The organism is Moorella sp. E308F, from assembly GCF_006538365.1.
GTDB lineage: Bacteria > Bacillota > DSM-521 > Neomoorellales > Neomoorellaceae > Neomoorella.
In genome coordinates, this window is record NZ_BJKN01000001.1 from 340,255 (window position 1) to 365,687 (window position 25,433).

Here is a 25,433-nt window from a genome sequence, read left to right on the forward strand (position 1 = left end):
TGGGTTTTAGTCCGAGGGAAAACAGGCCAGCTTACTCGGGGATCACCGCCTGGAACCGGTAGTGGGGATCCTGCAGGCCCTCCTTGAAGGCCGCCTTGCTCCCCGGGGAAGAATCCAGGTTATAAAGCCACTTGCCGTCCACCTGGTTAAACCACACGGCAATCTTAATATTGGGGTAGTATAGCGCCAGGCTCCGGAAACATTCCCGTATCCAGGCCGCCTTGTCGCCGCCCACTTCGTTACTGGAGAACTCAGTAATCATGAAGGGCTTCTTCCCGAAATAATACATATACTCGCGGTACAGGGGCGCATAGATTTCATTAAACCCGCGCCAGGTGTCGGCGGCATGGCTGGTGCCGTTGTTGTAGCCCGTCAGGCCGATCCAGTCCACGGTTTGATCCCCCGGGTAATAAAGCAGGTAATTATTCCATTTAAAGTTGGGAAAGGAGCGGTCGTGGGGGTTAAAGACAAAAAGGACATTATTCGCCCCCTCCGCCTGGAAGAGGCGATAGACATGCTTCCAGGCCATTTTAAAAATGTCCGGATCCTTGCCGTAGTACCAGGCCGACCAGGTGGACCAGTCGCCGTTCATCTCGTTGCCGAAACGGACGAAAACGGGGTCTTCCAGGGCTTTAAACTGCCGCGCCCATTCCCGTAAAATATGGTCATACCTGCCCTGAATGAGGTCAATGAGGGAGGTATCATTTTTTTTGCCGTACCACCAGGGCTGCAGGGCAACCATCATCACACGGTTATCGTCGTAGATTTTCTGTAATTCTTTAAAGTTGAAGCGGGTATCAAAGGCGGCATAAGTAATGAGAAATTGAAATTTAAAGTCCAGCTCTTTTTCCAGGGGCAGGAGCTTTTCAAAATACTCCAGGCGCCCCGGCTTGTGAGGGTTAAGGATGCCCCACAGGGTTTTATCCGCCGGGATCACCAGGCGGTGACGCCGGCCTTCGATTGCGATATCCCGCTGGACCGGCGGGGCTGCCGGCAGGGCAGGTACACCTTGCGGCGGCAGGGGGTTAAAGCTCTGAATAATCCGGTTTAAATCCCGCACTGCGGCCGTAAAATTGGCCTGGTTGCTTTTGAGCATAAAGGTATAGACGGTTTTGCCGGCGACCAGGTCATACTCGCGGTAGCAGTTGAGATCGCCGGCGCCCAGTTGCTGCCGCGTCCATTCAAACTGCCAGGTATGGTAGCCCCGGATATTTAACTGCTGCTGGCCCTGGAGCTTAATGCTGCCCCATCCCTCCTGGAGGCTGCGGTTGCTGTAAAGGACGTATTCCTCGGCGCTGATTTTCCCTAAAGGCTGGGCGAAGATAGATAATTTGGCGTAACCGGGTTTGGTCAGGATGGTTGCTACCCCCGGGATAATCTCCTGCTGCCAGTCGACAGGATAGTTTAAACTGAAACCATCATATGTATTTACTAGTTCCTGCCATTCCTGAGTATCATTATCTACCGGGGTCATGCTCAAGTTACCGGGGAAATTGCCGGCAACCTGCGGCTGTTGCTGCAGGCGCCCGCTACCCAGGGCCAGGAGAAAAAGAACCAGGAAAACAAGCCAGGTCCACTTGCGCACCGGTTTTCTTCCTTTCGGGGAGTGTTACCCGCACCGGCCGCCAGCCCATCATATCCTCAGGGCTCAATAATTCCCGCCTCGGTGATAACCATATCCACCGGCCGGTCATGGGGCTCGGGATACACGTCGGGTACAATTTGCTCGGTAAAGGCCAGGGCGATAGTCATGGCGCCGGGCCTTAAGGTTGCCAGGAAACGGTCATAATAGCCGGCGCCGTAGCCCAGACGGTTGCCGCCCCTGTCGAAGGCCACCCCGGGTACGATGACCAGGTCGATGAGTTCAGGTTCCAGGGGGCGTAAGCTTTCCGGCCTGGGTTCCAGGATACCCCAGGTACCGGGCTGCAAATCGTCCGGGAAAGCCAGGACTTCCGAAGCAATAAGGCGCCGCCCATCCCGGACGCATAGGGGAACGGCCACCCGTTTTCCCCCGGCCAGGGCCGCTTTAATCAGGGCAGGGGTAGCCACTTCACTGCCAAAGGAAACATAACTCATAATTATGCCGGCCTGCTGCCAGGCAGGTAGTTCCAAGATTTTTTTAACGATAATCTCGCTTTTAGCTTCCCTGACTGCTGTTGCCAGGGCATTACGCCTGGCTATAATTTGCTTCCTTAACTGCTTTTTCAAGTTCACATCCCCCCGGCTCGGCCGTTCCGGCTTAGATGATTAGACATAAAGATGGCAGATTCCTTCCATGTCTCTAAGAAAACAGTCCCAGGACATCTTTATAAAAATATTGCCCCAGCCTGTATCCACAATCTTTCCACATGTTAACCCCTTGAAAATCAAGCCTTCCAGCCAGTTATCCACATTTAGTGAATAACTTGCGACGGGGAGGATTTTAAATTTATCCACAGCAAAGGAAGCCTTAATTCCAGGTTAATCACAGGTTTATACACATTATCCACAGGTCAAATCGTCCACAAAAACAGCCGTTCAGGTCCCAAAATGGTCCCGGCACGGTCCGGGAGTCTGTTAATACAGTGGTAAATCGGGGATAGCGTTTAAATCCAGGGGGGCAAAATCCCGCCGCAGGTACTGGTAGTAGGCGGCGCAGGCGATCATGGCGGCATTATCGGTGCACAAATCAGGCGACGGGCAAAAAACGGGTAAACCTGCTTCCCGGGCTGCTGCCGCCAGCTCCCGGCGTAAGAAACCGTTGGCTGCCACACCCCCGGCCAGGAGGATGGAGCGGGCGGCAAAACGCCTGGCTGCCTGGACGGTTTTGGCCACCAGCACTTCTACCACCGCCGCCTGGAAGCTGGCCGCTACATCGGCGCGCTTAACCTCCATCCCGACCTGCCGGGCATGGTGGAGGTAATTGATTACCGCTGACTTCAGGCCGCTGAAGCTGAAGTCCAGGCTGCCTTCTTCCAGCCAGGCCCGGGGGAAATTGATGGCCCGGGGATTGCCCTCCCGGGCCAGCTTTTCTAGCTCAGGACCACCCGGGTAAGGCAGGCCCAGTACCCGGGCCACTTTGTCAAAGGCTTCCCCGGCGGCGTCGTCCCGGGTAGTCCCCAGGATGCGCCGGCAGGTATGGCTTTCCAGGTACACCAGGCTGGTATGGCCGCCGGATACTACCAGGCAGGCGGCCGGCAGGGGCAAATGGGGATACTGCAAAAAGCCGGCATAGATGTGGCCCAGCAGGTGGTGGACGCCGATGAGGGGTTTATCAAGGGCATAGGCCAGGCTTTTGGCGTAGGCCAGGCCTACCAGCAAAGCCCCCACCAGGCCGGGCCCGTACGTAACTGCCACGGCATCCAGGTCGGTGAAGGACAGGCCGGAAGTAGCCAGGGCTTCGGCCACCACCGGGACGATATTTTCCACGTGATGCCGGGAAGCTATCTCCGGCACTACCCCGCCAAAGCGGCGGTGGGTAGCGATCTGGGAAGCAACGATGTTGGCCCGTACCTCAGTACCATTGATAACGACAGCTGCTGCCGTCTCGTCACAGGAAGTTTCGATGGCCAGAATAGTGGTTGCTGGTTCCACTGCCATTCTCCTCAAAGAAATGTTTCCACATTATAATGGCGTCTTCGCGGTTGTCGTTATAATAACCTTTACGGATCCCGGCGCGGGCAAAGCCCAGACGTTCATAAAGGCGCTGGGCCGGCCGGTTGGAAACCCGTACCTCGAGAGTCATCCTGTCGGCGCCCAGGCGCACGGCCTCCTGCATCAGGACCTTGAGGAGCAGCTCCCCCAGGCGCCGGCCGCGGTACCGGGGGTGGACAGCCACATTGGTAATGTGAGCTTCATCAAGGATAATCCACATCCCAGCATAGCCAATAACCTGCCGTCCGGCCAGGGCTACATAATAATAGGCAAAATTATTGTTATATATTTCATTTAAGAAGGAATGGCGCGTCCAGGGGGTAGAAAAGGATACCCTTTCAATGGCCAGCACCCCATCCAGGTATTCGCTGGTCATGGGCAGGATTTGCACTTCGACCGGACCTGCCTCTCCGCCGGTGAGGGGCGGAGATAGAGTGGCTTTAACTGGAAAAGGTTGTCTGCCTGCCCGGCCAGGAGGCGTTCCCGGCCCAACCTGGCTATTTGCGCCGCCCGCGGCAGGGCGCTGGTGGAGGGAAGAAAGCGGGCCCTGGGTCCCAGCTGCTGCCATACTTCCCGGTATGGTGCTACTCCATCGCCTAAAAAATAGACCGGCATAGTGTACGATTTTAATGATTCGACTAGCAAGCAAGGATCCACGGCCTGATATGGTGTTAAACGGCATAATTCTCCCTCCTGCCAGCGGTAAAGGGCCGTATATACCTCCTGGCGGCGCGCATAGAGTACCGGGCAGACCAGCCCCGGTACCTCCCAGGCGTTCCAGGCCAGGCCATCCAGGGTGGGAATACCGGCCACCGGCTTTCGCGCCGCGTGGGCCAGGCCTTTGACTGTGGCCAGGCCAATCCGTAAACCTGTAAAGGACCCCGGCCCCAGGGCCACGGCCAGGCCGTCAAGATCGGCCAGTTTCACCCCCGCTTCACGGAGCAGGGCAGCGATCATGGGTAACAGGCGCTGGGAGTGGTTTTTGCGGGTATTGAAAAACAATTCGGCTACCAGCCGGTCGCCATCGATTAAAGCCACCCCGGCAACCTGGGTGGCACTGTCAAGCCCCAGGACCAGCAATTTGCTTCAGCTCCTCCAGGATACGGAGATAACGTTGCCCCCGGGCCGTCAGGGTAGCGCGCCGGCCTGCCGTGAGGTCATACTCCAGGCAAACCTCCAGGTACTCCGGGGGTAAAAGTTCCCCCAGACGCTCCCCCCACTCAATCACCGTCACTCCCTGGCCGTACAAATACTCCTCCAGTCCCAGCTCCAGGGCAGCCCCCGGGTCCTCCAGGCGATAAACATCAATATGGTAAAAGGGAAGGCGGCCCTGGTGTTCCTGAATCAGGGTAAAGGTGGGACTGGTAACCTTACCGGTCACTCCCAGGCCCTGGGCCAGGCCCTGGGCCAGGGTGGTCTTGCCGGCTCCCAGCTCGCCGGTGAGGATTATAACATCGCCCGGGTTTAAAAGCCGGCCCAGGATCCGGCCCAGTTCCCCGGTGGCCTCGGCATTCTTTAACCATATTTGCACAGTCGTCACCGTTCATTCATTCCTGTTTTAATACCGCCCGTTCATTCTTCAAACTCCAGGGACAGTTGTTCCGCCTGCAAGGCGCGGTAAACGTCCCGCAAGCTTTTAAAATCCTCCCAGACCGGCCGTTTTTTAGCAGCATCCCTGAGCAGGGCTGCAGGGTGAAAGGTGGGCAGGTAACGAATACCATCCCGGGCAATCCACCGGCCCCGCAACCGGGTGATGCTGGCCCCGGGGGCAATTAAAGTTTGGGTGGCCACAGCCCCCAGGCAGACGACAATTTTAGGTTTAATAAGTTTAATCTGGGCCTCCAGAATGGGCCGGCAAGCCTGTACTTCAGCGGGAACCGGCTGGCGGTTGCCCGGCGGCCGGCATTTAACGACATTGGTTATATATAATTCTTCCCGTTTAAAGCCGGCAGCAACCAGGATGCGGTCGAGAAGCTCTCCGGCAGGCCCGACAAAGGGTCGGCCCAGTTCGTCTTCCCGGGCGCCAGGGCCCTCCCCCACCAGCATTAAGCCGGCCCGGGGGTTACCCTCACCAAAAACCACCTTTCTGGCCCCCTGCCTTAAGCTGCATCCCCGGCAGGCCAGGGCCTTCTGGCGCAGGGTTTCCAGGTCCATAAGCAACACCCAAAACCTTACTTCTACCTTTACGGCGATAATCCTGCCTGGTAATTACTTTCCCTGGCCGGCCTGGCACGGCCGCATAACATCTTGATACGCTAGTTCCGGGCCCGCCTGACGGCGGCCAGCAATTCCTTAGCGGCCGCAGCAACGTCCGGGGCACCGATCACCGCTGAGACGACGGCCACGCCGTCAGCTCCAGCTGCAATGACATCGGCGGCGTTGCTGGTGTTGATGCCACCTATGGCGACAACAGGGATGGTGACTGCAGCCCGGATGGCCTTTAACCCCGCCAGGCCGATGGGTTCGCCGGCATCCCCTTTACTTTTAGTAGCGTAGATGCTGCCAACACCCAGGTAATCCGCACCGTCCGCAACCGCCTGCCGGGCCTCAGCCACCGTACCCGTTGATACCCCCAGGATTTTTCCCGGGCCCAGAAGCTCCCTGGCTACCCTGGCCGGTAAATCCTCCTGGCCGAGATGGACGCCATCAGCCTCTACCGCCAGGGCTACATCCAGGCGATCGTTTATGATAAAGGTAGCCCCGGCAGCGCGGGTAAGCTCCCGGATCTCCCGGCCCAGCTCTACCAGCTCCCGGGCCGGCAGGTCTTTCTCCCGCAGCTGGATGGCCGTCGCCCCGCCGGCCAGGGACTGGCGTACCAGTTCCAGGGTCGGCCGACCCCCTCCCAGTTCAGTAGTAATGATGACGTACAGGTCCCATGGAGCCATGACATTGTCCTCCTCCAAAAAGTATAAAAGCCACCTACCTAGGTATGCAGGCGGCTTTATACTTCGTTATTACCGGGCCACTTTCCTGCCTGTAGGTTCCGCGTCGGGTAAAGCAACCTTGACCTTAGCCTTTAATTCGTCCAAGTCAAAGGGTTTGTAGATAAAGTCGCTGGCTCCCAGGCGCCAGACTTCCGACAGCGCCATCCCATCAACGTAAGCCGACATGATGATGACTGCCGTCTGCGGCGCCAGGGCCTTGATCCGCGGCAAGGCTTCCAGCCCGCTCATGATGGGCATCCTGACATCCATCACTACTACATCTGGTCGCCAGCGTTCTACCTGGCGCAGGGCATCTTTCCCGTTAACTGCTGTTGCCACTTGATAGCCTTCTTCCTGGAAAGCAAGCTGCAATAAGGCACGGACACCCCGCTGGTCATCAACGATGAGTATCCTTGGCACGACCTATGCATCCTCCGGAATTACCTGGAAAATCATTCTCCTATGTTTTTTATTCGACATGCAATGACCAATTCCTTGCAACTTATGTAAAAAATATGTAAGAAAACGTTATCCTAAAAGTTGCTCAATAAAATATTCAAACAACTGTTTCTGCCGCTGGTCATGACAATACAAATCCTCAGGGTGCCACTGGACACCAATTACCATTGCCTTCCCTTCCCCTTCCAGGGCTTCAATTAGGCCATCAGGAGCCACGGCACTTACCCTTAAACCCTTACCCACCCGGCGGACTGCCTGGTGGTGCAGGCTGTTGACTCGTGTCGCTACCCCCAAAATTCTTACCAGCCGGGTGCCGGGTAGAACCTTAATATCGTGGCTTGGTTCCTCCCTGGGCCCGGCCTGGGTGTGCTCCAGGGCATCTGGAACTTCTGTTTTGATATCCTGGTACAGGTCACCTCCGGCAGCCACATTGAGCACCTGGATGCCCCGACAAATAGCAAGTACCGGCTTACCGGCCGCCAGGGCGGCCCGGGTCAGGGCCAGCTCAAAGGCATCCCGTTCCGGGATGACTTTATACAGCCTGGCTTGCGGCCGGGCGTTAAAAAAAGACGGCTCAATATCACCGCCACCTGTTAAAAGCAAGCCATCGATGATTGCCAGGTAACCTGCTGCCAGTTCCGGGTTTACCGGCGGTAAGAGTACCGGCAAGCCCCCGGCGACTGTAATAGCCTGGAGATAGGTCGCCCGCAAGAAAGCGCGTTCCCGGCCGCGCTCCAGGTCACAGGTAACCCCTATTCTTGGCGCAGCCATAGTTCTCCCCCCGTAACTCGCCCTCTCCAAAAACTATATCTCTATCAAGCCCAGGCTGATCTCTATGGCCCGGTTGACCTTTTCCAGGGTTTCTTCATCAAGGACGGCTACCTTTTGCTTGAGGCGGCTTTTGTCAATAGTACGGATTTGTTCCAGAAGGATAACCGAATCCCGCTCCAGGCCGCTCCTGGCAGCGCTGATTTCCACGTGGGTGGGTAATTTTGCCTTGGCGATCTGAGACGTGATAGCGGCAACGATGGTGGTAGGACTGTACTGATTGCCGATGTCATTCTGGATGATAAGTACCGGCCGGGTTCCTCCTTGTTCGGAACCGACCACCGGATTTAGATGGGCATAAAAAACGTCTCCACGCCGAACCAGCATTTTATTTACACTCCGCCAGTCTATCATCATCGTAGTATTTCTGGGCTTCATTTTCTACATCATAGTGTTCCACCGCAAGGGCCAGATTGATTGACGCCATTTCCTGGTATCCCCGTTTCATTTGCTCCCGGATATCGCGGCGTTTACGCTCTGTAATATATAATTTCATGGCTTCGCGAATAAATTCACTCCTATTACGCCTTTCCAGGGTCGCCAGGCCGTCGACCTCGGCCAGGAGGCTTTCCGGTAGACTGATCATGATCCGTTTGACACCCGGCAAGAAAAGGCACCTCCTACTGGGAAGTAGCAACTTAAGGTCAGACAGGGGTTACGGCCTATAAACACTTTATATTGCTGTCATGATATAACCAATTATAGCGGTAAAGGATTACCAGCGCAAGGCCGGGAGAAATCATTTCAACGGCCATTTTTTAACTTTGGTTATATACCCGCGGTACCCTCCCGGAAATCAGGCAAAGAATTTCATAGTTTATCGTTCCCATCCAGGCAGCCACTTCCTCCACCGGCAGATACTGTTCCCCCTGGTGGCCGAACAGGACTACTTCGTCGCCGGTGCTGGCTTCCGGGACAGCCGTAACATCTATCATACACTGATCCATGCAGACCCGGCCGATAACCGGCGCCCGACGGCCCCGGATTAATACTTCCGCCCGGTTGGAAAGGAGACGCGAGTAGCCGTCGGCGTAGCCCACCGGCAAAGTTGCTATCCTGGCGGGGGCAGGCGTACAGTAGGTGCAACCATAGCTAATATACGTCCCGGCCGGCACCTCCTTTACCAGAACGACCCTGGTCTTTAAAGTCATGGCCGGACGTAAATCCAGGCGCTCCCTCCGAACCTCCGGGGAAGGATAATGGCCATAAAGAATAATACCCGCCCGCACCAGGTTGAAATGGGTTTCCGGCAGGTCGATTATGGCCCCGCTGTTGGCCGCATGGCGCCAGGGGAAGGTTATGCCCTGTTGCTCCAGGTCGGTAATTACCCTTTGAAACAGGGCCAGTTGCCGCCTGGTATAGGTTTTATCGGCTGCATCGGCAGCGGCAAAATGGGTGAATATACCTTCCAGCCGGACGTGGGGCAACCTGGCTATGGCCAGAGCCTCAGCTACGGCCCGGTCAGGCAAAAAACCCAGCCGTCCCATGCCGGTATCAATTTTTAAATGCAGCCGCGCCCGGGTACCGGCAGCAGCGGCGGCTGCATTCAAGACCCGGGCCTGTTCCAGGCTGAAGACCGTCTGGGACAGGTCCGCGGCCACCACCCGGCCGGCATCTTCGGCCGGGGTATAGCCTAAAATAAGCAGAGGGGCTGTAATCCCCTCCTCCCGTAACGCCAGGGCTTCATCCAGCGTGGCTACCCCCAACCATGTGACCCCGCTCGCCAGGGCCGTCCTGGCTACCGGCACGGCCCCGTGGCCGTAAGCGTTGGCTTTAACAATAGCCATGATCTCTGTTTGTGGGGCTAATATTTTTTTAATGGCGCGGACATTGTGGGCGATGGCATCCAAATCAATCTCGGCCCAAACCGGCCGTGACACCGGCCTCCACCTCCAAATTGCGGCAAACCGCTGGTAAAAAGTTTAACAAATCTCCCGCCAGGAGAGCATACTGGCCCAGGCTGGCCCGCGCCTCGTCCCCGGCCGCTCCATGCAAGAAGGCCCCCAGGGCCGCGGCCACCCCTGGCTCCAGCCCCTGGGCCATAAGGCCAGCGATAATCCCCGTCAGGACATCGCCGCTGCCGGCGGTAGCCATGCCGGGATTTCCTGTAGGATTAATGTAGGCCTGCCCGTCGGGCCAGGCGATGATGGTGCGGGCACCTTTAAGGACGAGGACCACCTGCCATTCCCGGGCGTACTTCCTGGCTATCTCCAGGCGATCTTCCTGGACTCTGGCCGCCGTTGTCCCCACCAGGCGCGCCATCTCCCCCGGATGGGGTGTTAGAACCAGGGGACCGTGATCACCGGTAAGGATGCTGGTATCTGTTGCCAGGGCATTGAGGGCATCGGCATCGACCACCGCCGGAACCTTAAGGCGGGGTAGGAGCTCCTTTACCAGTTCCATTGTTGCCGGGTCCCGGGAAAGGCCGGGACCAAGGGCCAGGACGTCACATTGCGCCAGGCGCTCCAGGATGGGGTCCAGGGCCTCACGGCTTAAAGATCCGCCCGGTGTTTCCGGCAGGGAACAGGTCATGACTTCCGTCGTTTTCATTTCCAGAATGGTATGGACACCCTGCGGTACGGCCGCCGTTACCAGGCCGGCCCCGGCCCTTAAAGCTGCCGCGGCCGCCAGGGTAATAGCCCCGGTCAGGCCCGGTGAACCGCCCACGGCCAGGACATGGCCGTAAAGGCCCTTGTGACTGCTGGCATCCCGTTTGGGCAAGCGGGAACGGCACCAGGCCGTTGTCAGCAGGTGCAGGTTAAAACGCTGGCTGTCAATGAGTTTCTGGGGGATGCCTATGTCGGCCACTTCCAGGCGGCCGGCGTAGCTCGCCCCCGGCTCGACGGCCAGCCCCAGTTTGGGCAGGGCAAAGGTTACGGTCCAGGTAGCCTGAATGCAGGGGCCAAAAGCCCGGCCGGTATCTGCTTCCAGGCCGGAGGGCAGGTCAACGGCCACTGTCACCCGGTGGGCTTTATTGATCATGGTGATGACGGCTGCCGGCAAGCCCATGGCCGCTCCTTTAAAACCGGTACCAAAAATGGCGTCTACCACCAGGTCGGCATAAAGGAGGGCGATGTCAGCCCGCTGGAGGTGGCTTTCCCCCAGGATTGGGTAGAGCCTGCCGCCCATCTTCTGGTAAATTTCCAAGTTTGTCCGGGCATCACCCCGCAAGTCCTCCGGCCGGGCAAGAAGGAAGACCTTAACCTCCGCCCCCTGGTTTAACAGATGGCGGGCCACCACCAGGCCGTCGCCACCGTTATTGCCTTTGCCGCAGAAGATTAATACCCGGCGGTTCTTCACCCGGTCTTGAAAATGGCGCCGGATGGATTCCACGACCCTCAAGCCAGCATTTTCCATGAGCACAATGCTGGGTACCAGGTACTCGCTGGAAGCCAGGCGGTCCAGCTGCCCCATTTCCGCGGCCGTTACCAGATACATAACCATCCCTCTTCCGAAAATAGGGTTCTGCTAAAAATGGTACCTTCTGGTGGGGATATGTCCCTCCGTCGCTCAGGAGTTACGCGCCGACAGGACTACGGCTCGGTTCGGACCGCTGCTCGTCGCCTGCGGATTGCCAATGAAAAGGCTTCCTGCTCCGCTGGCCTAAATCCTTCTATGAGGTCACGCTATATTCCTCGCCAAGGCACGCTCAGGCGTCCTCGGCGTCGGCAGCGGTTCCCTCACCTCGCCTGTCCTTTTGACCTTCGCTCCACTATTCGCGGCTCCGGGACATATCCCCACCCATATCGTCGTCGAAGCTTTCGGCTTCGCGTGCAGGGCTATTCCGCCAAAGCCAGGGCTACTGCCGCAGCATAGGCCCGGCAGTGGGACAGACTAACGGTTACGGTGTCGGCTCCCACCTCGCGGGCCAGTTCCCTGGCCCGGCCATAGAGCACTACCCGGGGCCGCCCGCTCTCTTCCTGGCGAATCTCAATGTCCCGGAAGGAACAGCTCCCCAATCCCACCCCCAGAGCCTTCATTACCGCCTCCTTGGCGGCAAAACGGGCGGCCAGGGAAGCCCCGGGACGGTGCCGGCTCAAACAGTATTCCTGTTCCGTCGCCGTAAATAACCTGGCTAACAAACGCGGGTGGCGCTTTAAAGCCCTTTCCATGCGCTCAATTTCAATAATGTCAATGCCAAGGCTTGCCATAATCCCATCCTAACCATTTTACTGCTGCTTAATTCCCCTTTGCTTTATTCGGCAATAATGGTGAAAAACCTCCTTGGCGGCAAAAAGTCCCATGCCAGGTGTAAAGTTATATTCTCAACGCAACTTGAACCTCCCTGCCTACCGTTAAATCCGGCAAAACGACCTTTGGCGCCCAAAGCCTTTATTTTTCTTGCTTTCCTGTTTAAGATAGAAGCACAGGAAGGGAGTGAGAACCATGAGTAAAGACACCAGGACCATCGAAGCGCTGCTGAAGGAAAACCGCACTTTTCCTCCCCCGCCGGCCTTTGCTGCTGCAGCCAATGCCAGGGATGCCGGCTTATATAAGGAAGGCGAAGATATAGAACAATTCTGGGCCAGGGAAGCTGCTAAGCTCCACTGGTTCCGGCCCTGGGACCGGGTGCTGGAGTGGGAATATCCACTGGCCTGGTGGTTTAACGGCGGTACCCTCAACGTATCATACAACTGCCTGGACCGGCACTTGGAAACCTGGCGCCGCAATAAGGCGGCCCTTATATGGGAAGGGGAACCGGGCGACTCTGTCGTCCTTACCTACCGTGACCTGTACCGGGAAGTCAACAAGTTCGCCGCCGTCCTTCGTTCGCTGGGAGTTAAGCGCAATGACCGGGTCACCATATATCTACCCATGATCCCGGAACTGCCCATTGCCATGCTTGCCTGCACCCGCATTGGCGCCGTCCACAACGTGGTCTTTGGCGGTTTCAGCGCCGCCGCCCTGCGGGACCGGATTAACGACATCGGCGCCAAAGTGCTGATCACCGCCGACGGCGGCTTCCGTAAAGGCAGAGTAGTTGCTTTAAAGGAACACGCCGATACCGCTTTGGCCTCTACCCCTACTATCGAGAAAGTAATTGTTACCAAACGCACCGGGGAAAGAGTAAATATGCAGCCGGGCCGGGACCTCTGGTGGCATGAACTCATGGCCGCCGCTCCTCTCTATACCCCGCCGGAACACATGGAGGCGGAAGATCCCCTCTTTATCCTCCATACCAGCGGCACCACCGGTAAACCCAAGGGAGTAGTCCATACCACGGCCGGCTACCTGGTCGGCGTTGCCACTACCTCCCGTTACGTCTTCGACCTTAAAGATGAAGACGTCTACTGGTGTACTGCCGACATCGGCTGGATTACCGGCCACAGCTATGTCGTCTACGGTCCCCTGGCCAACGGGGCCACCGTTCTTATGTATGAGGGCAGCCCCGACTATCCCCAGCCGGACCGTTGCTGGCAGATTATTGAGAAATACGGTGTTACTATTTTTTATACCGCACCTACGGCCATCCGCTCCTTTATGCGCGCCGGCCCGGTTTTCCCGGCCCGGCACGACCTCTCCTCCCTGAGGCTACTGGGAACAGTCGGTGAGCCCATTAACCCCGAAGCTTGGATGTGGTACTACAACTATATCGGCCACCGCCGCTGCCCCATTGTCGATACCTGGTGGCAGACGGAAACGGGCATGATCCTCATTGCCCCCCTGCCGGGGTTGACTCCTTTAAAACCCGGATCAGCCTGCCGGCCCTTCCCGGGGGTGGAAGCAGCGGTAGTCGACGACCGGGGCGAACCGGTACCACCGGGTAAAGGCGGCTACCTGGTTATTAAAAAACCCTGGCCGGCTATGATGCGCACCATCTTCAACGACCCCGAGCGCTATGTCAACCAGTACTGGAACCGCATCCCCGGCTGTTACTTTACCGGCGACGGCGCCCGCGTGGACGAAGACGGCTACTTCTGGCTCCTGGGCCGGGTGGATGACGTCATTAACGTCTCCGGCCACCGCATCGGCACCATGGAAGTGGAAAGCGCCCTGGTGGATCACCCTGATGTCGCCGAAGCGGCCGTCATCAGCCGGGAGCATGAAATCAAGGGGCAGGCCATAGTGGCCTTCGTCACGGTCAAGGACGGCGTCGTGGCCACTCCCGCCCTGGCCCGGGAGCTGAAGGAACATGTGGTACAAAAGATCGGCGCCATGGCCAGGCCGGAAGTTATTTTCTTCACCGCCGAATTGCCCAAGACCAGGAGCGGTAAAATCATGCGCCGCCTCCTCAGGGATATTGCCGAGGGCCGCGCCCCGGGGGACACCTCCACCCTAGCCGACCCGGCGACGGTAGCCAAGCTGAAAGCCGCTTATGCCGAGGAAGCGTAGTCCGGAGGTCAGAGGCAGGAAGGCTATGGATGGAAGCGCGGAGGAACCGGCTTTAGCCGCTTCCTCCGCGAGAAGGGAGTGCCCGTAAACAGAGGGGTTCTCCCTTTTTATATTTGGGCAGTGCCTCTGTAAATCTCCCTGATTGACAAAGAAGCCAGTTCGTTGTAGCATGGAATCAACAAAGGTTGGTGTCCGCTTTCTTAATTTTTCGTCACCTGATTGGAGGAAATAATCATGGCTTATAAATTATACCTCCTCTTTATAACATTGACCCTGGGGGAAACTATAACTGCAATCATCTTTTTTCACGCCCCACCCTTAATCACCCCCCTTATTTTTGGGGGGATCAACGCCCTGGGGTTAGGAGCTTTAAAGGCTTTGCAGGGGCCCCCGTGCTCATTAACCCAGTCCCCGGTGGAAAAAGAGGAGGAAATCGGCGGGACGGAAGGTATTTTCGCTTCCACCCTGCAAATTGCCCATGAAACCCTGCCGGTATTACGCAGGGGTTTAAATGAAGTAACGGCTGCAAAGACAGCTGAAATTATCCAGAATATCACCGAAGTCCCGGCCATAGCCATAACCGACCGCGAACACGTGCTGACCTTCCTGGGGGTAGGCTGCGACCAGCACCGGGCCGGCGACCGGATTTTAACGGAAGCCACCAAAGAAGTCATCGCCACGGGCAAGTTGAAAGTCGTGCATACCCCCCAGGGGCTCTGCTGCCCGCGGTATAACATGGGCTGTAACTGCCCTTTAAAAGCAGCCGTGATCGTTCCTTTAAAATGCCGGGAAGAAATAGTCGGCGCTTTAAAGCTCTACCAGACCCGGGAAGGGGTCTTCCCGCCCCAGATCATCCGCCTGGCCATCGGCCTGGCCGATCTTTTAAGCCTGCAAATCGAGCTGGCCGAGCTGGACCGCCAGCGCCAGCTCCTGACTGAAGCCCGGCTGGAAGCATTGAACGCCCAGATCAACCCCCACTTCTTCTTTAATACCTTGAATACCATTATCAGCTTCAGCCGTACCGACCCGGAACGGGCACGCCGCCTGCTGATCCGCCTGGCTAGCCTCTTCCGCCGGACGTTGAACCGCCGCGGCAGCCTGACCACCCTGCGGGAAGAGCTGGAATGCGTTCGCACCTACCTGGTATTGGAAAAGGCCCGTTTCGGCAATAAATTTCGTTACTTCCAGGATGTCCCTATAAACCTGCTGGATTATCACATCCCCGTCCTCAGCCTGCAGCCCCTGGTGGAGAACGCCATCAACCACGGCCTGCTGCCTAAAGAAGGCCCCGGCATGATTAAAATCTCCGGCCGCCTGAGTGAAAACGAGCTCCATTTAACCGTGCAGGATGACGGGATCGGTATTCCGGCGGAAAAAATACCCCTGGTCCTTCAGCCGGGGTACGGCTCGGGCAACGGTGTGGGTTTAAGCAACGTCAACCTGCGTTTCCAGAACCTTTACGGCCCGGAGTACGGGCTGCGCGTGGAAAGCGGCGTACAAGGTACGACCGTTTACCTCCGGGTACCGGTCCTCCGGCCGGCTATCGTTAAAGACGCCACGGCAAAGGAGTTGCTGCTCAATGAAGCTTAAAGCCTTAATAGTCGATGACGAATACCCGGCACGGCAGGAACTGCGCTTTATGCTCCAGGAGTTTAAAGATATAGAAGTGGTGGGCGAGGCCACCAACGCCAGGGAAGCTTTAAACCTCGTCAGCGCCCTTGATTACACCGTGCTTTTCCTGGACATCAACATGCCCGGGATGAACGGTCTGGAACTCTCCCGGGCCATTCAAAAACGCCCCAACCCGCCCTTCATTATCTTTGTCACGGCCTATGAAGAATACGCCCTGCAGGCCTTTGAAGTAAACGCCGTAGATTACCTCTTAAAGCCCTTCGACGAAAAACGTCTGGGCCAGGCCATAGAAAAGATCCGCCGTCTGGTGGAGCAGCGTCAGCAGCAGCCCCATCAAGAAACCCCCGCTGCCGGGGACGGCAAGGGACGCCTCAACCGCCTGCCGGTGGAAAAGGACGGCAAGACCATCCTCCTGGACCAAAACGACCTTATTTATGCCTGCACCCAGGGGGACAATGTATATTTAAAAACGGTAAATGAACAGTACCTTACGCGTTTTACCCTTAAAGAGCTGGAAAACCGTCTGGACCCCCGCACTTTCTTCCGCTGCCACCGCTGCTATATAGTCAACCTGACCAGGGTGAGGGAAATCGTTCCCTTCTTTAACGGCACCTATACCCTGATCATGGCCGACAAGCAGCAGAGCGAGGTGCCCGTTAGCCGCAACCAGGCCCGGAAACTAAAAAGCCTCCTGGGGATTAATTAAAAAGGCCGGGGAAGTCGCGTTAACGATTTCCCCGGCCTTTTTTAAACCTTTTAGGCCTTGGTTATTTTTACTATCATATCGGCATACGTTGGCATGCCCATAATCGGGGTAAGATAATCAGGATCTACCAATTCATTATGATTGGGGGTATATTCCCGCTGATGGTAGGTGGCCCCTAACCCGGAGGAAAAACGACCGCCGGTACCAAAACCCATCTTGATAACCCCGGGCCGTATGCCTTCCGTCAGGAATACTTTTCCCCGCACCTCTTTACCCAGTGGGTTGGTTACTACCACCATATCGCCCGTCTTTAAACCTAATTTTTTCCCGTCTTCAATATTCATCATTATGGTTCCCACACACCAGGTACCGGGTTTAAAAGTATGGGGTACCGTCATATATTGACCGCCGCTTTTAGCATCAACGATATTATACTGGAAACTGTTATTAAGGGGCATCCAGGTACCTTCCACTGGAGTTTCGCTGAGCCAGGGCACCATCTGGGTTCCGGACATGGCGTGATGGACCCGGCCGCAGATAAGCTGGAAAGGATACTCCGCGGCATACTTCTGGTATTTAGGATTGGTATACGGGTTCCACTTGGTCTCAAACCAGTAGAAGGTCGAAGGATAGCGGTCAAATCCTACTTGCCTTAAACCTAAAGGTATTACCCCGCTCTCATCTATAAGTTTGTTATACTGCTCGTAACGGTTAAATTTGAATTCAATAAGTTTGGAATCCGTAGGCGGCCAGATTCCATTGGGAACATAGCCTTTTTCTGGATCAAATTTGCGGTAGCGGTACCAGCTCATGGGCCAGACGGCAACGCCCTGGTGTTCTCGGAGCCACTTTACGGTTAATAATTCACCGGTGACCTCTTTCTTGTCATGATCGATTTTGACCCGCCCCGCTTCTAACGAATCCGGGGTGCCAATTAACTTGTAACCGTAAGGCAGATTGGGATAAGGTAAAGGCTCACCGATATTGTAATAACCCGGAGCCGGGGCCAGCATCTCGTTGACGAAATCCTCCTGGGTGCGATACTTCTCCCAGAAGTCACTGCCCTTAATGTCAGGGTCTCCCAGTTCGGCTAGGCGCCTGGCCAGCATATTCATAATCTCCGTCGGCGTCTTGCACTCATGCAGTGGTTTGATGACCTCATCGCGGAGATACAGTACCGGGTGGGAAGGATAAATATCACTTAAGCTCATCCGCTCTACAAAACTGGCTTCAGGTAAAATTACATCGGCATAAAGACCGGTCTCTAAAAACAGGGAATCAATGGCCACCACCAGGGATACTTTGTATTCCCCGTTGCCGTCTTTAGCGGTCAGCGCCTCCTGCCATTTCCAGGTAGCCGAACCGGTAATAACCGGATTTCCCGTCCGGATGAAGAAGCCTTTGATTGGATACTTATAGCCTTTAAAGGGGCCGTAATTTATTGTTACCCCTTCTAAAAACCGCCGCGGGTAATCACCCACCACATCATCCCAGGCCGCCGGCCAGTCGCCGTAGGCGTCCATATGCAGCTTTTCGATTTCGGCTTCAATTTCCTGGCCGTTGACCAGGCGTATAACCTTGCGCTTTTTGAAATCCTTTCCGGTAGCTTTGCCGCCTTTGCTGGCTTTGGTTATTTCAGTATCAATGGCCCCGCCGGGTACGTCAAAATTGCCGGTAATGATGTTAAGGGCCGTTCCCAGGATCGAAGCCACGTAGCCGTTATAATGGTGTCCGGGGCTCTGCATGCCCCACACCAGGGCCGCCGGTTTGGTTATACCGAAAAGGTGGGCTACCTCGGCGATCTTTTCTTTGGGTAACCCGGTCCGATTTGCCGCCCATTCCAGACTGTAGTAAGGTAAATTATTAATGGGATCCAGCCTGCTCCACCAGGATTTGAAGGCTGCCTCAAATTCTTCCCAGCCAAGGCTATAATTCTTGAACTGCCAGTCGATATAACGCCGGTTGGGATCATGGGGATTGTCGTTCTCCAAAATATAGCGTAGCATAGCAGCAAAGAGGTCGGGATCGGTCCCGGGCCGGATAGGCAGCCACATATCGGCCTGGGCGGCGGTATTGGTATGGGCCGGGTCCACCACGATAACCTTGCAGCCGTTTTCCACCTTGGCCCCTACCGTACCTCTATTTTCGTAATTAATCCGGGTCGCAACGAAGGGATTCCACCCTACATAGATAATTAATTTGGAGTAATAACGATAATCCTTCTGCAGGCTGCCGTCAGGCTGGCGGACCAGCACCGGCCGCATGACGTCGGGTTCAATGCGCTTGCCGCCCAGCATCAGCTTGGGGCCGTGGCGTCTGGGAGTGTCGCAGATCGAGCCGTGTTCCACACAGTTGGGCGTACCGAAGGCGAAAAACAACCGCCAGTACTGATCCCGGTCGGTAACGTCGCCGGTATCCATGATAATAGCTTCCGCGCCGTATTCTTTTTTTATAGCTACCATCTTCCTGGCAATATAATCAATTGCCTCTTCCCAGGTGGCGCGGCGGAACTTGCCCTCCCCCCGCTCGCCTTCACGGATCATGGGGTATTTGACCCTCTCCGGCGAATAGACCAGCTGGGCGCTGGCTGCTCCTTTGGCGCAGCAAGCGCCGTTATTATAGGGACAGGCTTCGTTGCCATAAATCTTAATAAGTTTACCGTCCTTCACCCACATTTCCAAGCCGCACTCTGAAGGACACATAGCACAGGCAGTATATTTAACCTGGACACCATCAGGAACCGGTTCGCCGGTCGCCCGGGCGGGCCTCAAACCCCAGAGGTAATTGCTTCCCAACCCTAGGCTCGCCCCGGCGGCCAGGGTACCGGATAATTTTAGAAAGGTTCTCCGGGAAAGGGTAAATCCGGTTTTGTTTTCCATAAAATCCAGCCTCCTGACTACCTATGGTAATACCGCCAGGTTTCCGGCCGTAAGCAAGGCATAGCGCATGCAGAAAACGCCGATTAAAACCAGTACGGCGGCAAACTTAAACCTGGCAATATCCGGTTTTTTTGCTGCAAGAAGCAAACCCATGGGCAGGATAAGTCCAAGAAGAATCTCGCCCAGGTAAAAGAAAGGGTTACTCCACCAGGTGCGCAGGGCTAATCCGCCTGCCTGTCCCCCGGCCGCCAGGAGCAAGGTGCGGGAGATAATCCAGACCAGGCTGGCAATAATGCCCCCCAGCATTAATCCCCTTGCCTTTACGTTTATCCCCTCGCCCGGACCGATCAGCATCGTCACCGCCAGGCCGGCGAGGAAAGTAGTGGTTAAGAAATATGCCGGCAGGATTTCGCTCTGCAACAGGGCTTTACCTTGCAGCACACCAAGCTCGAAACCGGGATATACTGCCAGCAATAAGGACAGGATAAACATGATAATCAAGGTCGATCGGTGTGTGGCTCCTTCCCCTGTGGCAGCCATTTCTGCCCCGGCAGAACCGGATAGATGGAAGGTAAAAGGACGCAGGCTAAAGATCAAGACCAGGCCGAAAAAGAGCAACAGCCAGGCCCCCCAGGCCATCGGCGAGTTGACATTAAAATTGGCGGGATTGAATAAATGCCAGAAGCGCAAAGGCTGGTGCAGGTCGAAAAGTAAAATGAGCGCCGCCAGGGCAAGGGTTATCAGACTTAAATAACCTACCTGCCGTTGCGATGGCTGGTAAACCTCCCAACCCAGCAACCGGCTTCCGCTCGTTACCATGATGGTACCGGCACTAATACTAAGAAAGAACAAGTATATAGGTACAAGCAAGTTCCAGGGAGCAGCATTGACTACCGTATAAGTCAAGTTGACTATCATTTATGCCCCCTCCTTAGCCATAACCAGGAATTCCTCGAGGCCTATATAATAAACATGGGGCATTGTGCCCAATTCTACCTTCAGTTGCCGGGACGGGTTAACCGCCAGCAGCCGGGCGATATCGCTTTGGGGATCATTCAAGTCACCAAAAATACGGGCTTTACCCATACAGTTGTGCACACATGCCGGGGGTAACCCTTTTTCTATTCTTTCCCTGCAAAAATCACACTTGTCGGCCACTTTCGTATTGGGGTTAATAAATCGGGCATGGTAAGGACATGCTTCCACGCAATATCCACACCCAATACAACGGTCACGGTCAATTAAAACCACGCCGTCTTCGCGCCGGTAAGAAGCCTTCACCGGGCATACCCGGACACATGGCGCCTTATCGCAGTGATTGCAGAGCCGCGGTTGGAAATAGCGCCGTACGTCGGGAAATTTGCCTTTTTCCGCCATATTTACCCAGGAGCGAAAAAAACCAAAAGGAATTCCATTTTCCATCTTACAGCTTATGGTGCAGGACATGCAGCCTACACAGCGGCGCAGGTCGATAACCATTCCATACTTTTTAGGTTTAGCATCGGGCACAGGACTAACCTCCTTTTTCTAAAAAAGTTACTTTTATACTATCTTTTCAGTTTTTTAACCTTTGCATCACGTATCCTTTTTCACCTCCACAGTGAAAAATATATTTTGCACTAATAAATTATAAAAAAGCCGCGTCTCCTTCTTAACTTCCCAAGAGACCGGCTTTTACTTAGGTAAAAACCCTGATTTTGCATCAGGTAAATACCCTGGTTTGCTTTTAAGGTTTTACCAGGCCACGGCGCCAGGCATATTTAGTTAACTCGATGCGGTTATGCAAATTAAGTTTACGCATTAGATTGGTGCGGTGAAAATCTACGGTCTTACTGCTGATATGCAGCAATCCGGCAATTTCCCGATTAGTACGGCCCTGGGCCAGGAGAATCAAGATTTCCCGCTCCCGCTCGGTCAGGGTATCAAGTTCATCTGTCTCTTCCATCATCCCGCCATAACGGTAGTCGGCCAGGACCGTTTCCGTTATGGCGGGGTCCAGGAAGGCCTTGCCGGCATAGAGGGAGCGGATGGCAGCTACCAGCTCGTCGGCAGCCGCCCTCTTCAACACGTAACCGGAAGCGCCCATTTTTAGTGCCGGAAGCAAATACTCCCTGTTTTCATGCTGGGTCAGGATTAATACTTTTATCCCTTCATGGTAATCTTTAATCTGGCGGGTTACGGCCAGGCCGTCAAGGCCCGGCATGGCAATATCCAGCAACACGATATCCGGACGCAAGCAACGGATTAATTTTAAGGCTTCTTCGCCGTTACCAGCTTCACCGACTACCTGCATATCTTCCTGGAAAGACAGCAGTGCTTTCAGGCCGGCCCTGAAGAGGGTATGATCATCAACAATCAAAACCTTGATGGCCATTATAACCTTCCTCCTTGCTAACAGGTAAGGTTACATTGATTTCCGTACCCTGCCCGACGGCGGTCCTCACTTCCAGGTCTCCCCCCAATAATCTTGCCCTTTCTTTCATGCCCAGGATCCCTAGAGGCCTGCGCGCATTCCGGGGATTCATCACCGCCTCCATATCAAAGCCGCAACCGTCATCTTTAACCTGCAGCTTAATCTCTTCAGGTAAGAAAAGCAATTCTACGGCAACCTGCCGCGCAGAAGCGTATTTAATAATATTGGTAACGGCTTCCTGGGTAATCCGGAAAATGGCTATCTCTATTTCCGCCTGCAGGCGCCCGGGATTTCCTCCAATATTAAAGTTTAGGCAGATACCGGTAGGCTTTAGTTTCGTTTCCAAATACCATCGAAGGGCCGGAATGAGCCCTAGGTCATCAAGTAAACTGGGGCGCAGGTCATAAATAATGCGGTGGAGCTCCTTTAAAGCCTGGTTAACGCCGTCCTTTAACTCTTCCAGGATATTTTCTACTCCTTCCTCCTTTTGGCCGGCCATAGTGGCAGCCGTTTTAAGTCCGACCAGGAGGGCAGATAGGGACTGGCTCGTTTCATCATGTAGTTCGCGGGCGATACGCTGGCGCTCGCTTTCCTGGGCGGTCATAATTTTATTTAAAAGCAAACGGTAATTAGCCTCGGAAGTTCTCAAGCTGTCTATGCTTTCCTTTAACCGGCTGGACATCTGGTTAAAACATACAGCCAGTTCCCCTAATTCATCATTACCCGCTACCTTAATCGTTTCACCCAGGTAACCCTCTCCCAGGCGGCGAAGGGAAAGGGTCAATTTCTCCAGGGGTTTAAGAATCCGCCGGCTTAAAAGTAAAGCCACTGCCAGGGCTGTCAACATGCCGATTAGCATCAATAAAATTACCGTCCTGGCCAAATTACCGGTGGCCTGCCGGACTTCCTGCTGGCTAAATCCTATATGCAGTTCGGCATCCAGGCCGTCAAGTATTCTATACCCCACATCTCGGATAAGCCCCTGTTCGCTGTCCAAAATCCGCATGCTGGAGCGTTCCCCTGGAGGTACCGGGTTAATATTAATAAGACCGGCGGGAAACCCTTTGGGGAATGTGTGAATAAGCATCCCGGAGGGCAGACCGGTTACAAATGCATAAATGTTATTAGGGTTCATGTTTACGACCGCTTCCAGCATGCGCTGGACCACCAGCACGTCTCCATCCAACAATGGATTGGCAATATCTTCGGCTACTACCTGCACCAGAGAAAGCTCTTTATCCGCCACCTGGCTATTTAGAGCCCTTTCAATCACCTGGCTGGTACCTGAAACCATCAACAGCCCTAAAAAAATAACTATCCCAAAGACCGTCAGAAGAATTTTCGTTCGCAAGCGCAAAGTTTAAAACCCCCGCCCGATTACTTTACTTTAATAAACCGAACTGTTCGGCCCATCGCCGCAACTCACTATACTCTTCATTACTTGTGGGCATAAAACCATTGGGCATTTCCGATTGATCCCAGTTATACAGCTTATCACGTTCTTTACCCTGGGGGTCAAAAGCGAGAAGGGCATCCCGGATCTTTTTTATTACCTCCGGCTGGATATTAGGGTTAACAGCTATACCGCTGCTGGGGTAATATTTTGATTGGGCTACGATCCGGACCAGACCCCGGCTGGCCAGGAAACGACCCAGGGTGTCCTGGATGGCCCCGGCATCAAACTCTCCACTCATGACGGCATTGGCCACTTCGGCATGAGAGGTCAGGTAATCATAACGGGAAAATTGCTCCAGAGAAATTCCTGCTTCGGCAAGCATGATCCTGGCAATTAAATTACCCTGGGTGGAGTTGCGGGCGCCAAAGGCAAAACTATGGCCGGGCAGGTCGTCCAAATTGTAAATATCGCTCGATGGTCTGGTAATAATCAAAGATTGATAAAGGCCGTCATTGGCACAGCGCCCCCGAACAATTAACTCCACTCCATACTTTTCATGGGCCTGGAAGTAACTCACCGTTCCCACCGCAGCTATCTGGACGACACCTGCTCCCAATTCTTCAACTATGCTTCTGTTTTTAGGGGTTACATGCAACTTGAACTTATACCCTGTTTGACTTTCCAAATAACGGAGAAAGGGAACGTACATTTTTACGTCCTCTTTAATCTCCAGGCGGCGATCAAAGCCGAAATATATCGTTTCCGGGTCCCGGGAAACCGGTTGCTCAACTATTTTTTCAGTATTGGCCTGGATAGACGTCAGGTTTATCCTGGCCACCTCTTCCTGTCCGCAGCCTGTAACCAGGAGAAAGGTTAACATAGTTAAAATCATACCTGCCATTAATTTTTTCATGGACACACCCCGCATTAAAAAATAATGGCATTGAAACGCTACAAAAAGCTTCAACGCCATTATTGAAGATTCCTGCCCTTTTCTTTTACATGCCATAAATTACATTTTAATATCTCAAAAACCATACTTTCCTGTTAACAATACGGTTATTATTATGGCCAGGGCGCTGAGAATCACACCGGCTAAAGTATTCCTTTGACTCCTGCTGTACTCATGTAATTCTTGATGCAGTAAATTGAATTTTTCCTCCAACCTGTTATACGCTTCTTTCATTTCATCACGTAATAGGTTTAACTTGCCTTCCAAGCCGTTAAGATCTTCCTTCGTCTCCCGACTCAGTCTGTCGAGCTCTTCTTTCATCTCCCGGCTCGACCTGTCAACCTCCGCCTTCGTCTCCTGCCGCAGTTTGTTAAACTCTTCCTTCGTCTCCCGACTCAGTTTGTCGAGCTCTTCTTTCATCTCATGGCTCGACCTGTCGACTTCTGCCTTCGTCTCCTGCCGCAGTTTGTTAAGATCTTCTTTCATCTCCTGGCGTAAATTATCTATTCTTTGGTCCAGGGTTCCTATTTTTCCCTCTAAACTATCTTTAAGGCCATCAATACGTTGGGATAAATTATCTATCCGCAAGGAGAGGTTATCCGTACGCTGGGCCAAATGATAATAACCGAATTCCGCTATCTTTGTTTCCACGCCTTCCGAAGCAACAGCAATCTCTTTCCGGGCTTCTTCTATTATTTCTTTTTCCGACATGGCCATCACTTCCCCTCTCCTTTCTGCCAATATTTTAACACTTTCCGGATAGGCTAACAAGGAAAATTTACCTGTCCATCTTCCATGCGATATAATATATCGAGTAGGAGGGGGCGGCTAGCCCCCGTCCCCTCACACCACCGGACATGCGGGTCCGCATCCGGCGGTTCACCAAGCTTGACGAAGACTGAGATAGCGTTCGGTTAAGCTCATGAGGCCCTGGGACTGCCAGTAGGTATTGCCCAGGGCTCTATTCATTGGCCCATGGGCCATCCGCCATGGCCCTTTGCGAGCGTTGGCGTATTCATGTACTACCCATTCTGGTAAACCCAGTGCGCGTAGTTCGCGATACCTGGTCCGTACTCGCTTCCACTGCTTCCAGAGGCACATGCGCAGCCTCCTCCGCATCCAGCCTTCTATGTTCTTAAAAGTGCTGGGCGTGTCGGCCAGGGCGAAGTATCCTATCCATCCGCCCAAATAGGCGTTCAGGTGCTCTATGCGCTCGGCCATGCTTACGGGTTTATTCCGGGCAGTTATCTCCCGGATTTTCGTTTTCACCCGGTCGAT

The 25,433-nt window shown here is 54.6% G+C and carries 26 protein-coding genes; 3 read left to right on the forward strand and 23 right to left on the reverse strand.

Annotation, left to right across the window (positions count from 1 at the left end; all coding sequences use genetic code 11):
- Positions 1 to 31: 31 nt before the first annotated feature.
- From E308F_RS01595 to E308F_RS01665, 15 genes are all read right to left on the reverse strand, one after another.
- Positions 32 to 1,585 (reverse strand): glycoside hydrolase family 26 protein, encoded by a 1,554-nt coding sequence (locus tag E308F_RS01595; protein WP_141262936.1) that lies wholly within the window; start codon positions 1,583 to 1,585, stop codon positions 32 to 34.
- 56 nt (positions 1,586 to 1,641) lie between these two features.
- Entirely contained in the window at positions 1,642 to 2,214 is a 573-nt protein-coding gene (locus E308F_RS01600; RefSeq protein WP_373995943.1) for a 5-formyltetrahydrofolate cyclo-ligase, read from the reverse strand.
- 342 nt (positions 2,215 to 2,556) lie between these two features.
- On the reverse strand, positions 2,557 to 3,573 hold the full coding sequence (gene tsaD, locus E308F_RS01605; protein WP_373995606.1) for a tRNA (adenosine(37)-N6)-threonylcarbamoyltransferase complex transferase subunit TsaD: 1,017 nt from the start codon (positions 3,571 to 3,573) through the stop codon (positions 2,557 to 2,559).
- Entirely contained in the window at positions 3,530 to 4,024 is a 495-nt protein-coding gene (gene rimI, locus E308F_RS01610) for a ribosomal protein S18-alanine N-acetyltransferase (RefSeq protein ID WP_253256437.1), read from the reverse strand. The genes tsaD and rimI overlap by 44 nt, the downstream gene beginning before the upstream one ends.
- Positions 4,006 to 4,713, reverse strand: a complete 708-nt coding sequence (gene tsaB, locus E308F_RS01615) for a tRNA (adenosine(37)-N6)-threonylcarbamoyltransferase complex dimerization subunit type 1 TsaB (RefSeq protein ID WP_141262938.1) — start codon at positions 4,711 to 4,713, stop codon at positions 4,006 to 4,008. Before tsaB ends, rimI begins: the two co-directional genes overlap by 19 nt.
- A complete protein-coding gene (tsaE, locus tag E308F_RS01620) occupies positions 4,694 to 5,173 on the reverse strand; it encodes a tRNA (adenosine(37)-N6)-threonylcarbamoyltransferase complex ATPase subunit type 1 TsaE (RefSeq protein ID WP_253256436.1) in 480 nt (159 codons plus the stop codon). The genes tsaB and tsaE overlap by 20 nt, the downstream gene beginning before the upstream one ends.
- A 32-nt stretch (positions 5,174 to 5,205) precedes the next feature.
- Positions 5,206 to 5,787, reverse strand: a complete 582-nt coding sequence (locus tag E308F_RS01625; RefSeq protein ID WP_141264066.1) for a uracil-DNA glycosylase — start codon at positions 5,785 to 5,787, stop codon at positions 5,206 to 5,208.
- A gap of 101 nt (positions 5,788 to 5,888) precedes the next feature.
- Complete coding sequence (gene thiE / locus E308F_RS01630) at positions 5,889 to 6,518, reverse strand: thiamine phosphate synthase (protein WP_141262939.1); 630 nt, start codon at positions 6,516 to 6,518, stop codon at positions 5,889 to 5,891.
- A gap of 69 nt (positions 6,519 to 6,587) precedes the next feature.
- Positions 6,588 to 6,977, reverse strand: a complete 390-nt coding sequence (locus E308F_RS15685; RefSeq protein ID WP_172613515.1) for a response regulator — start codon at positions 6,975 to 6,977, stop codon at positions 6,588 to 6,590.
- A gap of 108 nt (positions 6,978 to 7,085) precedes the next feature.
- Entirely contained in the window at positions 7,086 to 7,787 is a 702-nt protein-coding gene (locus E308F_RS01640) for a gamma-glutamyl-gamma-aminobutyrate hydrolase family protein (protein WP_141262941.1), read from the reverse strand.
- A 33-nt stretch (positions 7,788 to 7,820) separates the two neighbouring features.
- Positions 7,821 to 8,171 carry a type II toxin-antitoxin system PemK/MazF family toxin gene (locus tag E308F_RS01645; protein ID WP_141262942.1) on the reverse strand — a complete coding sequence of 117 codons (351 nt, stop codon included), beginning with the start codon at positions 8,169 to 8,171 and terminating at the stop codon, positions 7,821 to 7,823.
- Position 8,172: 1 nt separating this feature from the next.
- Positions 8,173 to 8,430: a CopG family ribbon-helix-helix protein gene (locus E308F_RS01650; RefSeq protein ID WP_172613702.1), complete on the reverse strand. Its 258-nt coding sequence runs from the start codon at positions 8,428 to 8,430 to the stop codon at positions 8,173 to 8,175.
- A 172-nt stretch (positions 8,431 to 8,602) separates the two neighbouring features.
- Positions 8,603 to 9,724, reverse strand: coding sequence for an alanine racemase (gene alr, locus E308F_RS01655; RefSeq protein ID WP_141262944.1), 1,122 nt, complete (start codon positions 9,722 to 9,724; stop codon positions 8,603 to 8,605).
- On the reverse strand, positions 9,696 to 11,282 hold the full coding sequence (locus E308F_RS01660) for an NAD(P)H-hydrate dehydratase (RefSeq protein ID WP_141262947.1): 1,587 nt from the start codon (positions 11,280 to 11,282) through the stop codon (positions 9,696 to 9,698). The genes alr and E308F_RS01660 overlap by 29 nt, the downstream gene beginning before the upstream one ends.
- Before the next feature lie 341 nt (positions 11,283 to 11,623).
- Entirely contained in the window at positions 11,624 to 11,995 is a 372-nt protein-coding gene (locus E308F_RS01665) for a holo-ACP synthase (protein ID WP_141262949.1), read from the reverse strand.
- 235 nt (positions 11,996 to 12,230) lie between these two features.
- Between E308F_RS01665 and acs the strand changes: the two genes are divergently transcribed.
- The 3 genes from acs to E308F_RS01680 all read left to right on the forward strand — a co-directional run bounded on the left by acs (position 12,231) and on the right by E308F_RS01680 (position 16,515).
- The gene (gene acs / locus E308F_RS01670) at positions 12,231 to 14,177 is read left to right on the forward strand and encodes an acetate--CoA ligase (RefSeq protein WP_141262950.1); all 1,947 of its coding nucleotides are present in this window, start codon (positions 12,231 to 12,233) and stop codon (positions 14,175 to 14,177) included.
- Positions 14,178 to 14,411: 234 nt separating this feature from the next.
- Positions 14,412 to 15,767 carry a histidine kinase gene (locus E308F_RS01675; protein ID WP_141262952.1) on the forward strand — a complete coding sequence of 452 codons (1,356 nt, stop codon included), beginning with the start codon at positions 14,412 to 14,414 and terminating at the stop codon, positions 15,765 to 15,767.
- Positions 15,757 to 16,515, forward strand: coding sequence for a LytR/AlgR family response regulator transcription factor (locus tag E308F_RS01680; protein ID WP_141262955.1), 759 nt, complete (start codon positions 15,757 to 15,759; stop codon positions 16,513 to 16,515). The genes E308F_RS01675 and E308F_RS01680 overlap by 11 nt, the downstream gene beginning before the upstream one ends.
- 50 nt (positions 16,516 to 16,565) lie before the next feature.
- Here the strand turns inward: E308F_RS01680 and E308F_RS01685 are convergent, their stop codons facing one another.
- The 8 genes from E308F_RS01685 to E308F_RS01720 all read right to left on the reverse strand — a co-directional run.
- On the reverse strand, positions 16,566 to 19,394 hold the full coding sequence (locus tag E308F_RS01685) for a molybdopterin-containing oxidoreductase family protein (protein ID WP_141262957.1): 2,829 nt from the start codon (positions 19,392 to 19,394) through the stop codon (positions 16,566 to 16,568).
- A gap of 21 nt (positions 19,395 to 19,415) precedes the next feature.
- Positions 19,416 to 20,312 (reverse strand): NrfD/PsrC family molybdoenzyme membrane anchor subunit, encoded by an 897-nt coding sequence (nrfD, locus tag E308F_RS01690; protein ID WP_141262960.1) that lies wholly within the window; start codon positions 20,310 to 20,312, stop codon positions 19,416 to 19,418.
- Entirely contained in the window at positions 20,313 to 20,903 is a 591-nt protein-coding gene (locus E308F_RS01695) for a 4Fe-4S dicluster domain-containing protein (protein ID WP_141262962.1), read from the reverse strand.
- Positions 20,904 to 21,120: 217 nt separating this feature from the next.
- Complete coding sequence (locus tag E308F_RS01700) at positions 21,121 to 21,768, reverse strand: response regulator (RefSeq protein ID WP_141262964.1); 648 nt, start codon at positions 21,766 to 21,768, stop codon at positions 21,121 to 21,123.
- Complete coding sequence (locus E308F_RS01705; RefSeq protein ID WP_141262965.1) at positions 21,743 to 23,164, reverse strand: HAMP domain-containing sensor histidine kinase; 1,422 nt, start codon at positions 23,162 to 23,164, stop codon at positions 21,743 to 21,745. Before E308F_RS01705 ends, E308F_RS01700 begins: the two co-directional genes overlap by 26 nt.
- 25 nt (positions 23,165 to 23,189) lie before the next feature.
- Positions 23,190 to 24,116, reverse strand: a complete 927-nt coding sequence (gene phnD / locus E308F_RS01710) for a phosphate/phosphite/phosphonate ABC transporter substrate-binding protein (protein ID WP_216364426.1) — start codon at positions 24,114 to 24,116, stop codon at positions 23,190 to 23,192.
- Positions 24,117 to 24,230: 114 nt separating this feature from the next.
- On the reverse strand, positions 24,231 to 24,872 hold the full coding sequence (locus tag E308F_RS01715; protein ID WP_141262968.1) for a hypothetical protein: 642 nt from the start codon (positions 24,870 to 24,872) through the stop codon (positions 24,231 to 24,233).
- A 162-nt stretch (positions 24,873 to 25,034) separates the two neighbouring features.
- The coding region (locus tag E308F_RS01720; RefSeq protein WP_277997625.1) for a group II intron maturase-specific domain-containing protein at positions 25,035 to 25,433 on the reverse strand (399 nt) is incomplete at its 5' end.